14 protein-coding genes are annotated in these 12618 nt (G+C 41.3%); 1 reads left to right on the plus strand and 13 read right to left on the minus strand.

Translation table 11 applies throughout. The features are described 5' to 3' along the window. Positions 1-163: 163 nt before the first annotated feature. From IJI01_RS12270 to IJI01_RS12280, 3 genes are read right to left on the minus strand one after another with little or no spacing between them, the layout of a single operon-like run. On the minus strand, positions 164-943 hold the full coding sequence (locus IJI01_RS12270) for a CPBP family intramembrane glutamic endopeptidase (protein ID WP_292190760.1): 780 nt from the start codon (positions 941-943) through the stop codon (positions 164-166). Between the two features lie 36 nt (positions 944-979). Beyond that, positions 980-1846, minus strand: coding sequence for an NAD-dependent epimerase/dehydratase family protein (locus tag IJI01_RS12275; protein ID WP_292190763.1), 867 nt, complete (start codon positions 1844-1846; stop codon positions 980-982). Between the two features lie 24 nt (positions 1847-1870). Next, on the minus strand, positions 1871-2380 hold the full coding sequence (locus IJI01_RS12280) for a GNAT family N-acetyltransferase (protein ID WP_292190765.1): 510 nt from the start codon (positions 2378-2380) through the stop codon (positions 1871-1873). Positions 2381-2648: 268 nt separating this feature from the next. Between IJI01_RS12280 and IJI01_RS12285 the strand changes: the two genes are divergently transcribed. Continuing rightward, the gene (locus IJI01_RS12285) at positions 2649-3884 is read left to right on the plus strand and encodes an IS256 family transposase (RefSeq protein ID WP_292190767.1); all 1236 of its coding nucleotides are present in this window, start codon (positions 2649-2651) and stop codon (positions 3882-3884) included. Between the two features lie 147 nt (positions 3885-4031). Here the strand turns inward: IJI01_RS12285 and IJI01_RS12290 are convergent, their stop codons facing one another. From IJI01_RS12290 to IJI01_RS12335, 10 genes are all read right to left on the minus strand, one after another. Beyond that, positions 4032-4247, minus strand: a complete 216-nt coding sequence (locus tag IJI01_RS12290) for a hypothetical protein (protein WP_292190769.1) — start codon at positions 4245-4247, stop codon at positions 4032-4034. A 42-nt stretch (positions 4248-4289) separates the two neighbouring features. After that, a complete protein-coding gene (locus IJI01_RS12295) occupies positions 4290-5225 on the minus strand; it encodes a GNAT family N-acetyltransferase (protein WP_292190771.1) in 936 nt (311 codons plus the stop codon). A 368-nt stretch (positions 5226-5593) separates the two neighbouring features. Then, positions 5594-6109: an O-acetyl-ADP-ribose deacetylase gene (locus tag IJI01_RS12300; RefSeq protein ID WP_292190774.1), complete on the minus strand. Its 516-nt coding sequence runs from the start codon at positions 6107-6109 to the stop codon at positions 5594-5596. Further along, positions 6066-6599 (minus strand): hypothetical protein, encoded by a 534-nt coding sequence (locus tag IJI01_RS12305; protein WP_292190777.1) that lies wholly within the window; start codon positions 6597-6599, stop codon positions 6066-6068. Before IJI01_RS12305 ends, IJI01_RS12300 begins: the two co-directional genes overlap by 44 nt. An 83-nt stretch (positions 6600-6682) precedes the next feature. Then, the gene (locus tag IJI01_RS14935; protein WP_442861684.1) at positions 6683-7327 is read right to left on the minus strand and encodes a zinc dependent phospholipase C family protein; all 645 of its coding nucleotides are present in this window, start codon (positions 7325-7327) and stop codon (positions 6683-6685) included. A gap of 24 nt (positions 7328-7351) precedes the next feature. After that, complete coding sequence (locus IJI01_RS12315) at positions 7352-7792, minus strand: GNAT family N-acetyltransferase (protein ID WP_292190780.1); 441 nt, start codon at positions 7790-7792, stop codon at positions 7352-7354. An 86-nt stretch (positions 7793-7878) separates the two neighbouring features. Continuing rightward, the gene (locus IJI01_RS12320) at positions 7879-8622 is read right to left on the minus strand and encodes a TraX family protein (RefSeq protein WP_042256535.1); all 744 of its coding nucleotides are present in this window, start codon (positions 8620-8622) and stop codon (positions 7879-7881) included. Positions 8623-8677: 55 nt separating this feature from the next. After that, positions 8678-9481, minus strand: coding sequence for a MerR family transcriptional regulator (locus tag IJI01_RS12325; protein ID WP_292190783.1), 804 nt, complete (start codon positions 9479-9481; stop codon positions 8678-8680). 52 nt (positions 9482-9533) lie between these two features. Beyond that, positions 9534-10334, minus strand: coding sequence for an alpha/beta fold hydrolase (locus tag IJI01_RS12330; RefSeq protein WP_292190786.1), 801 nt, complete (start codon positions 10332-10334; stop codon positions 9534-9536). 175 nt (positions 10335-10509) lie between these two features. Next, positions 10510-12285 carry a glycoside hydrolase family 13 protein gene (locus IJI01_RS12335; RefSeq protein ID WP_292190788.1) on the minus strand — a complete coding sequence of 592 codons (1776 nt, stop codon included), beginning with the start codon at positions 12283-12285 and terminating at the stop codon, positions 10510-10512. Between the last annotated feature and the right edge of the window lie 333 nt (positions 12286-12618).

A 12618-nucleotide genomic window follows, 5' to 3' on the forward strand; every position in this document is an offset into this window, starting at 1 on the left:
CGTATTTTTCAGGATTTTTTCAGTAGAATTACGTGAACATCACAGTTATTCATATCCATCTCACGTATTCATACCCACTTTTTATACAAAAACTACGTGAAAAATATAAATTATTGAACGTTACCCACGTAGAGAGCCGATATCGGTACCTTACAAACTCCGATTAGTTACTTACAACATTGCTCTTACTTCTTTTTAAACTAGTATTATTCCAATTTCTCTTTACCAGAACAATAGCAATTACAATGATCAACACTCTACAGCCATAGGAAACATAGGCATTCCCGCCCACTGCCAGCTGTGAAAAGACATTTATCAGCGCATGGGTCATGGCGCATAACCACAGGCTTCCTGTGACGTTGAAGATTGATGATAGAATGAAACAATTGATCAACAAGCCGATTAGGAACGGGATCGGGTCCACAACATCCATTGTTCCTTCCACATAGAAGTATGCAAAATGCCATATTGCCCAGGACACAAAGGTACATAAAGTCGCAAGCACAAAGTCCCAGCGCTCCTGAAGTGCCGGCTGAAAGAAGTATCTCCAGCCTATCTCCTCGATTCCTCCAAACAGAAGCGCCCTGAAGAATAGAATAACAGGCGCGTACCAGATAGAAATATTAAGCCCGCCTCCAAATAAAAGTGAAAAGAAATCCAGAAACAGAAACAAAAATGCAAGCAGGTAAGATCTTGGTTTCTGCGCTACATTAAAAAAGTCTCTAAGTATCTGAGTTAGCTTTATCTTTTTATACTTAATGGAAACAACAGCTCCCCACAGAGCAGATGAGATCCCGCCTACAGCAATAGCAAGCATTCCAAGTGGCGTCGTATAGTCAACTGCTACGCCACTTCTTCTCAGCACAAATACTAGCAGACATACAAGAATAATCTGCCCCAGCGCTCCGACTAGATATAGATTAATAGCTTTGTTATGACTCATTAATTCCCCCATATAGACATCTGTATTGCATAAGTCCTAGCGAATATTCCCAATTTCATAATCAATCAGCTTATATATCCAGCTATTCAAATCGGAAAAGACATAGCCCGCTTTCTTAGCCTTTTCTGTGTTAAAGGTAAGTGAATCTGTAAGTCCATTATATGGCGCAGCTTCGCCATTTTCATCAAGGACTGCCTTTTTACCAAGCTTCTCTTCGGCATAGCTTATGATCTCTGAAATCTTAATAGCGCCATTGGAACAGCCATTAACAGCGCCGCTAAGCGGATGATCAACAAGGTAAGCTATGAATTCACCTGCTTCTTTTTCATGGATAAAAGACATAGCGTGATCAAGATCATCCACGAACATGGGATTCTCTTCCTTTATGTGTTCCAAATAAAAGCGGAGTCTTCCTGTATAATCGTTTTCTCCTAGAACAACAGGATAGCGCACAAACGTACAAGCAGAAGAATCCATGTATTCTAAGACAGCCCTCTCAGCGTTTCGCTTTGTCTTTTCATAATCAGGGAGTCTGTCCATCCACTCTAGCAGATACTCACTTGTTACGAATTCATCCTCGCTAATATTGGCATGTTCATTGGGATACACAGAACAAGTCGACATCTGGATATAACGATCACAGCTGACATTTTCCAAAAGAGCTTTCACATCGTTAGAGCCGTAGGCAATCTTATCGATGATCACGTCAAACTTCTGGTTTTCTAAAGCTCTTTTAACACTAGATGAATCCATGCGGTCCAGAACCGCATAGCTCACTCTGCCTTCGAACTCAACCTTCGCATTTCCCCTTGTGGCAATGGTCACATCATGCCCCTTTGCCAGCAAAGCGTTTACCATTGGAATACCGAAATATCTTGTCCCACCAACAACCAGTATTTTCATAAATTCTCCCTGTAAGTCTTATTTTTATAAAACCCTTTTTATTCTGGTAAAAAACTCTTTTTCATCTTCATGGTGAATATAAGCGCCATTCTTAAGCTGAACCTTCAGTGACGCAGGATTATCCTTGTGGACTGACATGTAAATCTCGTCCTCAGGGATGATAGTCCAGGCTTTTTCTATTGATAGTTTGAGTCCTTCGCTGGCATATCCTCTTCCACGGTATTCTTTTCTTATACCGTAGCCTATATGACCAGCTCCGTTTGCAAGCGACTCGCATAAATGATGACGGATTCTAAACAAGCCGACAATCGTATCATCGTCCCACAGGAAAAATTCCGTCCCTGGAACATGCCCTGTTTTAACACCTATTCCATTTGACTTATCTATGAAGCCTGGAAGAATTCGTCCCACAAAATCCTCATAGCTACAGCCAAAATTGCTGTTAGTAAAGCCATTCTCGTCTTCTGGTAACTGTCTTATAAAGTCATATTCTTTTTCAGCATCATCGAGATTTGCTGCTTTTAAGTAAATCATTATTGTCCTCTTCTTACTGTGAATATCTCTTTAGCTAATTCATTGTTTGCTCTACTGCAAAAGCCACTCGTACGTGACATCATCACTACTATCTCTAATTTCTCACGTAATTTTCAGCCTTTTCACAGTAAAAATACGTGAGTTTTACAATCTTCCCAGTAATGTCCATATAATGGTGTAAATTCAAAAATTAATATTAAAAGAGCCACAGGCTTACCTTTAGGTATAATTAAATCACCACAATAAAATCAACCGGAGGTATAGCTCAATGGCTCAACTCAATATTACTTTAAACCAAGAGGAAATTCTACAGTTACTTTCATCAAATCGTGATGATGCATTTAAAAAGCTTCTACAGGATAGCCTGAACACCATCCTACAGGCTGAATCAACAGAACAGCTTAAGGCAGAGAAATATGAGCGCTCGGAAGAACGGACTGACAGCCGTAATGGCACCAGAGAACGCCAACTGACTACTCGTCTTGGTAAGATTGACTTAGTAGTACCAAGGCATAGAGATGTTCCGTTCAAGTCACTTATATTTGACAACTATAAAAGAAGTGAGGCTGCTCTTGTAGCGAGTATGGCTGAGATGGTAATCGCTGGTGTCTCAACAAGAAAAGTGGCCAAGGTTGTTGAAACTTTGTGTGGAACTTCCTACTCAAAATCCATGGTGTCAGAAGTATGCAAGGATCTTGACGTTATTGTTAATGAATTTCGTAACAGACCTCTGACTAATGCGTATCCGTTTGTTCTTATAGATGCTACTTATTTCAAGGTTCGAAATGACCACAGGATCGTATCAAAGGCCTTTATGGTAGCTTATGCCACAAATACAGAAGGAAAGCGTGAAGTCATCGGATTTGACCTGTTTGATAACGAAACAAACAATACGTGGTTCATGTTTATGGAATCCCTTAGGAAACGCGGTTTACACGGAGTAAGAGTCATTACTTCCGATGCTCATCCGGGTATTCTGTATGCTATAAAGAAGGTCTTTCCTGAAGTGCCCTGGCAAAGGTGCCAGACACATTTTTCAAGGAACATACTAGATAAAACGCCTTCCAAATATCAAAAAGGATTACATTCTGAGCTGCTTGAAATGTACCATGCTTCAACCATCACTGAAGCACGAAAGATCCGTGATCGCATAATTAGCGACTACAATGATATTGCTCCAACAGCGATGGAATGTCTTGATGCTGGCTTTGAAAGTGCAATGACCATCATGGTATTACCTGAGCGTCTTAGGATATATCACCGAACATCGAATCATATAGAGCGTCTGAACCGTGAACTAAAACGTCGCTCAACAGTGATTGGGGTATTTCCAAATGATGCTTCTGTGATAAGAATCATGGGAAGTGTGCTTATGGATGTTCATAAAACCTTTGCCTTGGCAAACTTGAGTGGATATCCTAAAAAGCAGTTGCAATCAGTGGATGACTATATTCCTCAGCTTAAGGAAATAGCTGAAGAACAATTGAAACTATTGGCGGCTTAACGCCGCTTAGTGCCTAAAGGTAATTTACACACAATTAAGGACTTGACCATCTTCCCAATGCTCCTCACGTATTCAAGCCTGTTTTTATGCAAAAACTACGTGAAATAATAATAGTTATCGATGATACTCACGTAGAAAACCATTTTCCTACTTTTCAAGCTGCAAAACCTCGCGGCATTTGGTTACCTCTTCGCCTGTAACCTGGATTCTGCCTGCCTTGGGAGTTTCCCAGTAGTTGGCTTCTCCATCAGTGAATCTGATGAGACAAGCAATTCCATGGAAGCTATCGCTATCAATTCTCATCTGATAATATGGATAGTACTGAAATCCCCAACCGTCCCTGTTAAGTCTCTTGTGCTTCATAATAAACTCCGTCAATTTCCTACACTACTCTGTCTTTTTCTTTCAAAGTTTTCTTCCCTTTATATACGCATCAGCCATTTTAAGTAGCTCTTTCTTACTGTCATGTTCTATGGTATTAAGTGCCTCCTCAAGCGTAAGGCTCTTTAGAGCTTTTACTTCGTTTGGTCGTATTATGCCTGGAGCTACGTCTGTGTATTCTGCCAGGAAGTACACAACCTGCTTGGTGACTCCTGGCATTTCTGCTGGCTGATATTGCTCAATCTCTCTAAAGTCAGTGCAGAGATTAACTTCCAGATTTGTTTCTTCTTTTATCTCGCGAAGTGCAGTCTCTTCTTCTGTCTCGTTTCCTTCCATATGGCCCTTGGGAAAACTGTGAAATCCGCTTGTTTCCTGAACAAGAAGGTACTTAATCACTCCGTTCTCAACTGTGTAAACTATCGCCCCACAGGATTTTTCAAAAGTATCGCTCTGTGAGTCTTCATCCACACTCATTCGGTTAATGCTATAGTAGGTGAGGTCTCGCTCCTGACCAAGATAGACCATTTCCTTCTCGACAAAGTGGTCGTAGGTCATTCCGCATTTTTCCATCACCCGCTTGGAAGACTCATTTCCTGTAAAAAAGGATGCATAGACGGTTTTGAATTTCTTTTCCTCAAGACAAAATTCTATGAACCGCTCAACTGCCTCTGTTCCATAACCACGTCCCCAGTACCCTGAGCCGATTCCGTAGCCAATCTCACATGATTCCCCGTTGTCATCAAAATATAAAATGATGCCAATAAGACGGCCTGTTTCCTTGAGCCTTATGGCATACATGCCGTCCCTGTCCACATAAGGAGTGACATCCATGTCCTCAATATTCTCAACATAAGTGCAAACAAAGGTTTCAAGCACCTTTCTGTCGTGGGATATATTGTGAAAGTAATCCTCTTTATCAGACGCCTTAATGGCATCAATCACTAATCTCTCTGTCTCCATGTGTTATCTACCTGCTCGTCCTTGGCAGGTGCCTTTCCTATTATTCCTGCAAAACGTATAAAACAAGCACTTTTGTCCATTTTATATGCTTAAAATCTGGTCAAAAAGAGCTGTTTTGCTATAATTCCCTTCTTATTTGAATATTTATATGTATTTTCCCTATATCAAAAAGTCCTAAAGGCATATAAATACTTCCTAATCGCCCTTTTTATATGTATTTACCACTTTGGGAATCGAGCAAAATACGTATAAATCATGCCTCATCGACCATTTTTATAGTAAATGATGGTATTTGCCACCCCGAAACACATATAAAATGGCATATTATTGCCCCGATTATAGCAACTAATAGCGGTCCATTCTGGCCTTCAGTTCAGCGACTGATAAATCTGATAATCACCTTCGCTGAAATTCACGAAAGTTACTTCCATATCGTAGTCTGCATTCTGTGCAAGCCACTCTTTTACCGTAGAAAGAGCTATCTGCGCCGCTTCTCTCTTGGGATATCCGTACACTCCTGTGGAAATACCTGGAAATGCGATACTGTGAAGATTATTAGCCTTAGCAACCTCGAGAGAATTCCAGTAGCAATTACGAAGGTCTTCAGGGTCAGAAGCGCTTCCGCTGTAGATTGGCCCAACTGTGTGAATAACATGCGCAGCAGGAAGATTGTAGCCTCCAGTAATCTTGGCTTCGCCTGTTCTGCAGCCGTTTAAAGTTCTGCATTCATCCAGGAGCCCTGGACCAGCTGCTCTGTGTATGGCGCCGTCAACGCCACCGCCGCCCAGTAATGAACTGTTCGCAGCATTAACTATCGCATCAACCTGTAACTTGGTGATATCACCAACATGAAATTTGATTGAGTTCTTCATCTGAAAATCCATAGTCCTCCTTCATAAGTTTCCTGGTGTTATTTGCAACGCCTTTTCTAGCGGCGTAGGAAGGAACAAAGTGTTCAAGTTTTTCATAGGTTACTTTGTTATCCTCATCAATACTGATATCGTACAAAAGAGCTTCTTCCATCCGCCCATCTGCAGCACTTAGCACCATCAGGACACGTGCTGTACCTGCAGCTACTGGCGAAAAATCTAAACCATACTTAGATCTAAACAAATGCTTTTTCCTATAGTTCTGAGAGAATGTAATAACTTCTGAGTCCTGTATGATCACATATTCTGCAGGGTAGTTCTCGAAAAAGAGCCCCTCCTCGCTAAATATAAACCTGATAGAATTGTCTTTTTCCGAAACAACAATATTCTTGTCAGCATCTGTTTCTGATGCTAGCGCAACACTCATACAATTATATGATATTGGTGTGAATAATATGGTGGCTAGAACAAGCGCCACCAAGACTTTCTTGACTTTATTCCCCATCTCTTTTCCCCACACTTTTTCATGAACTCTTTTGTCTCTACAGCCATCTAAACAACATCATCTGCCTGAAATAATATCCAGTATTATCGCTTCTGTCTCGTCAACAAATCTGTCAGACCTCTCTTTGGTGAGATACTGGTAGTTCCTATGAAGATCACCGTGGTTATCACTGCGGTAATAGCCGCAAATGTACTCGCGTCTGTTCTCAAAGGCATCCTTGGCAAATATGTCCATAAATTCATTTTCGATATCGTCAGTATCCTCATAAATATGGAATGCACGAAAATCTGGATGCTGCTCCAGATAAAGGAAATCAAGGTCATACCAGTCTTCCTTGTTCTTCCAGATAAATTCTGTAAGAGACATGTTTTCTTTTCTGGCATTTTCTCAGATACACCTTCAGAATGTGTCATTTTCGTCCATTCGATATCTGTTAAAAGATGTGTATAATAGCCAAGGAAAAATGAGTATTCACGGTTTGAATACTTCTTTACTTTCTCTTTTGTAAAATAGTCCTGAACATACTTATCAATATCTATGTATGTCTTTTCACCAGGCTTGGTTCTAAAATGTGTCACTGATCCTGGCGGTGTAAACACTGACCAATCCTCGTTGGGAACACCACTGTCCGGTGCGATGTTCCCCAAGATAAACGCACTCTGATCCAGCCCCTCTATCCTATCAAGCAATCTGTCTGCAATCCTAAGGTGTACCATCCATGATGCCATACCCTACTCCTCCATAAGTCTTAATTAAATATCAAACCGGTAGATCTTAACCAGTCTCTTGCCCTCAGCGTACATTTCGTTATCTTCAGGGATATCGATTGTCTCAATGTATTTGCCGCCAGCGTATTCGCAGGTCTTGTAAGATGCGGCGTTATCCGGGTCGCAGGTGATTATCACATAATCAAGGCCATGCTTCTTGGCAAGCTGGAATAAGAGCTTGCAGGCCTTTCCTGCGAAGTGGTTACCGCGATATTCTTCATTGACGTTGTAGCCTATGTTTCCCCCGATGTAGGTCTTGTCGTTATGACCAATTCTCAGGTCACATGCGCCAACCGATGTTCCATCCAAAAGACAAATATCAAAATAGTAGGCAGGAAGCCAGCGCTTCTCAGGCTTGGCCTCACAGGTTTTGTTAAGCTTTAAAAAAATCTCGTCCGTCCTTAGATCATCTACTTCGTAAAACATAATCACTCCTCCTTGAAATGGTCCTAGGGGACGGGGGTAGTGGTCCATTTTAGACCACTAACCTTCGTCCCCTGATTCATTAATTCTTACAGACAAATATTCACATTTCCATAGATCAGAATTCTCAAAATTCCAAGTATTATCAGATGAAGGGGATAATAAATATAGAAAAACCACTTCATCCACTTAGCCTTACCACGCTCGCCGTTGTAGAGTTTAAGCACCGGATATACCAGCAGTACACCTAGCATTACAAAAGCATAAGCCTTGCTCACAAAGAAGTATGATACAAGCGCATAAACTGTAACCCACTGGATGATCTTGAGCATCTGCTTCTCAAGATTGCCGCGGCGAACATACATATCAACGATTGCAAGTACTGCAATGCAGCTCCAGTCAGCAGGAAAGGCACTCCATACGAGAATGAACTGAATAATAAACTTCTGCCATGTCTTTAGAACATTGACATGTTCCCCGATATAAAGGACAACCACCGCGATAAACAGCGGATACATTACGCTCGTCCTGTTGAAGATGCCACCTTTAAGCGGATTAAGCTCGATTCCGAAGCCAAAGCAATATGCAAAGTGGGATATGATCGCAAAAATACCCAGGCGCAGCATATATTTTTTTACATCTCTTGTATAGTGATAGCCTTCGCAGATAAAGAACCACATGATAGGTGCTGTAAGTCGCCCGATAACATGGAGCGCAACTGGCAATGGCTCTACAGGAAAATTCGGATACAAAAGATCTGTGAAATGATCGATTGTCATGGCAATTATGGCAATCAGTTTTAAGTGATTGGAATTAAGTATTTTCTTGTTCATCCTAAGCGCTCCCCGAAAATGGACCACTAACCCCGTCCCTGTGGTCCATTTGCATTTATTTTGTTCTGCACCAGAAGTGGTTCTGACCATCATCTGAGCTAATTACGTTACAGGACACTGTCATTTTCTTGTCCTGATTTCTCATACATAAGGTTCCAATAAAAGTATTAGCAAAAGCTGTATTTGCCTTCTTTTCAGGAGCCAGTTTAAAAAGACATCTGTACTCACTGCCATTTGTAATTTCTGGAATTTCAGCCATGAAATCTTTTACGTTCTTCCAGTCATGATTCTCATAAACTGTTGTAAAATCAGGATCATTTAAGCTCTTCTTAAAAGCTTCAAGATCCTCTTTTCTATCTGGTATCTCTCTGATATCAAAAAGTGAACGATCACCTGTATCAACTATCTTTCCAAAGAATTCATCAAGACCCTCTTTGAGCTCATTGTACTCCTCTTCGCTAAGTCCGAACTCCTCGGCTGGTGAATATTCCTCCATAGATTTCATAAGTGAATCTCTTAAAGCTAAAACTACTTTTCTCATCTCCGTTATTTCGGTCTGGTATGTTTTCTGAATGTTTTTGATTTCCTGTAATTGTCTTTCCTGCTCAGCTATCTTTCTCTCAAATGCTATGTAGATTGCTGCATCATCTTTATCCAGCAGCTCTTTTATCTCATCAATGGAAAATCCAGCCTTTTGCATGTTCTTGATCTTAACGAAAGCAATCGCCTGCTCCTCATCGTAGTAGCGATATCCAGTCCAGTCATCTACCTTCACCGGTTTGAGTAGATCCTGACGGTCGTAATATCGCAGTGTCTGAGGATTGCATCCGCAGAGCTTCGCAAAATCTTTGATTGTCATACCGACCAATCTCCTTTCTGTAACGGTTATATCATTGCAGTTAACTATAAGGTCAACAGCTTTTTTTCAAAAAATTTTCAATATATTTATTTACCTGCTCAGGCTGGTCATCATTGGAGTTATGAGCGGCGTCTTTTATCCATGTAATTGAAGTGCCAAGCTCCTCTGCCCATGCGATGTTGTAGTGTATAACTTTACCAGTTCGGTCATGCTCTCCAACGATCAAAAGAACCGGGCAAGTGATTTTCAGATCGCAGTTATCCTCTAAAAATCCTGCAAAACCAATGCCCATTAAATGGCACAGCTCCTTTTTATCATATACAGATAGCATCTGAAACATGTTCTGATAGGACCTCTCGGTTGTGGTGCACTGCTTGGCAATAGCCTTACGAAGCGCCTTGTCAGGATAAAGAGCTGACATCCACTCGATCTGCCTAAGCCACCATCTGTCGGACCTGGAGTAATATTTTTCTCCAAAAGGAGTGCTATCTAAGGATACAAAACACTTAACGTACTCTGGAAAGCGCTTAAGTACTGACTGAGTGATAAATCCTCCCATGGACTGACCTACAAAAGCAGCTTCTTTAATATAGTTATCCTTAAGGATCTGCACTGCAGCAAGCGCTGCCTTCTCATAAGTAAAATCCTTGTATGGGCGGGATAAGCCATGAGCTGGCGCATCCCAGACAATAACGTTGTAATCCTTGGAAAAATATTCTATCTGATTCACAAATAAGTCATGGCTTGCAGTTAAACCGTGTAAAAAGAATATTGTACCACACTCATTTCTAAAATTCTCTGATATCCAATAATGGATATTTCCAGATTCTGTCTCTAAAATTTTCTCTATCATCTCGTCTCAACCTCGCTGCGTGTCCCCGTCCCCATGGTCCACTCTTTTCATTTTGGACCACTAACCCCGTCCCCATGGTCCACTTTATTCAACATTATACCCATGAAAGAAGCGGTCTACAATCAAATAATGACCGTAAACCGCCTAAATTAACACATTTTATATATTATGAATTTCATTTTTTTCTGAGTACCAGGATTCCGTTGGCTTCAAGAGTACCCTTGCCGTCTGCGTCCTCGTTCCACTTACGGGAGTATACAACCTCCTCGAAGCTACTGATATCTATGGTTACATCTGACTCCTCACAATTGAGATATACCTGAAGGCTCTCGTTCTCCCCGAGCTTCTCATAAGATATCACTCTCTTGCTGGCGATATCGTTAGGGAAGTGGAAGTTCCTGCTCTTGCAGGACTGAAGGCTCTTTCTCATGCTGATGAGCTTCTTCATCTCGCCAATCTCGGTATTTCTTTTACCTGAATCTATCTCCTCCCAAGGCATGCATCTCCTGCAATCAGGGTCATATCCGCCCTCCATGGCAACCTCTGTGCCGTAGTAGATACACGGACTTCCTGGCATTGTGAAAAGAACTGCCAGCTGCTGGTAAAAGACATCTATATTGTTCTGGGCTTTATCCAGAAGTCTATTGGTGTCATGAGAATCCAGCAGGTTGAAAAGAACGTCGTTAACCTGTGAATAGTACATGGTAAAGCATCTGTTAATGTCGTATTCGAAGGTCTCTCTTCCCCTGTTCTTATAAACCCAGAAATCCGCAATAGCAGTAGAGAGCGGATAGTTCATAACTGAATCATACTCATCTCCGTGAAGCCATGATATTGAATCATGCCAGATTTCTCCCAAAAGGTAAAAATCATCCTTCATATGACTTGTCATGTATCTGACAGCCTTAAGGAAAGAATGAGAAATCTCGTTACCAACGTCGAACCTGAGGCCATCTATATCAAAGGTCTCGATCCAGAATCTGATGATATCCAAAAGATAGTCCTGAACCTGAGGATTGCTGGTGTTGAGCTTGGGCATATATTCTGCAAAGGCAAAAGAATAATATCTTCCATCCTTGGTATCTCTTCCCTGCTCCACTGGCCATTTGTTGACCATGTACCAGTCAGCGTACTGGGAAGCCTGTCCCTTTTCAAGTACATCAATCCACATTGGATGATCACTTCCGGTGTGGTTGAATACCGCATCCAGCATAACTCTGATGCCCATCTCATGAGCTTCCTGAACCAGGAGCCTTAGGTCATCATTGGTTCCAAAATGAGGATCAACCTTCTTGTAATCTCTTGTGTTGTACTTGTGATTACTGTGAGCTTCAAAAATAGGATTGAGATAAATTCCTGTGATTCCAAGATCTCTTAAATATGGAAGTCTGTCCCTTATGCCCTTAATGTCTCCGCCGTAGTAATCGTGGAAATTCTCTACTTTTTCATACTTCCATGGAAGGACATTTTCAGGGTCTATACTCTTATCTCCGTTGCAGAATCTCTCAGGAAAAATCTGATACCACACCGTATCATTAACCCAGGAAGGAGTCTTGCAGACATCGGCAGGATTCATCCATGGCATTATGAAATAAGAAAGAGTCTTACCTTCCTGATTCATCTCCTCTTCAGTAAGGAAGCCGTCCTCAAAGAAGAACATGCACTCATCGCCGCTATGAAGTTCAAAGTAGTATTTGCATCTCTTATACTCTGGGCACAATGTGGTTGTCCACCAGATGTGATTCTTGAGGCGCTTTTTGTAGCAGATTTCTTCCCTTACTCCGCTCCAATGCTCGTTTCCGCCCATTATTCCAGCTTCGTAGGGATCTCCGTAAATAATATACACTTTATCAACGTCATATCCTGTTTTGATATTGATGATAAGGTTATCCTCATCAAGCGGATAGCAGTACTGCTCTGACATTCTGTGATATATAGCACTTAGTATCATTAGCTTCTCCTTTCGGAAAACGTTTTCCTTGATATCAAACACTATATCCTATAATTATGAATTGTGCAACACAGATTTTTTTCGTGATGGACCTAGGGGACGGGGTTAGAGGTCCAAAAAATGGACCACTAACCCCGTCCCCTAGGTCCATTTTTTTTCATCAAAACCTGCTAAGAAAAGTCAAGAAGCAATTTCTTTTCCCAACAGGTTTTCGTTTTGCCTTGTCCTTATTATTTTTGTGTACACTAAAAAGGCTGACTTTCATCAGCCAATAATAAGCCGTGTTTTTACTTTTTCATGCTTTGTAGACTTCGCTTACACGAGCATAGTAAA

The organism is Butyrivibrio sp., from assembly GCF_017433805.1.
Taxonomy (GTDB): domain Bacteria; phylum Bacillota; class Clostridia; order Lachnospirales; family Lachnospiraceae; genus Butyrivibrio.